The following is a 504-nucleotide window of genomic DNA, read 5'->3' as shown; positions in this document are numbered from 1 at the left end:
CTGGGAATATTAAAAAAGAAACGATTGAGATTCCGTTAAAGGGTAGAGCGCCGTTGTCGCTCTACCAAACTAGAGGCAAAGACTCTATTTGGTCAAAACAGCAGGACATTGCAGCGAAGCACCTTAAGCACCTTGGGTTTGAACGAGGAACAAGCAAGGAGCTTACCAAAGCCAAACACCTCGAAAAATCGCAGCACGTTAAGCGCGCCCTGAAAAAAAACGAGCAAAAACTTGAGGCTCTGGAACTCGCTAACCAAGCCGCGCAGGAGCGCCTTAGAGCGATCGAGAGCGATTTTAAAGAAAAACTCGATGAATTTATCGAGGCGAGAGAAAAGTACTTTACAGAGCTTTTGGAGGACGATCTAGATATTGATCTGGCGATGGAAGAACAGGAAAAGGTTGTTGAGACGTTCCAGAACCTCCCTGAGGAGGTTAAGCCAAGAGCCGGTAGGGAAACAAAAACACGTCTCGACGAGATTGGCAGTTCGTTTAGAAACAGAGACT

General features: G+C 46.4%; 1 pseudogene. It reads left to right on the top strand.

Annotated features, from left to right (window positions below):
• A pseudogene (locus R7Z50_RS31450) lies at positions 1–504 on the top strand (hypothetical protein); the annotation flags it as partial.

The sequence above is a fragment of the Vibrio sp. 1249-1 genome, assembly GCF_033340495.1.
Note: the sequence above shows the minus strand (reverse complement) of the source record. Positions and strands in the feature narration are given on the sequence as shown.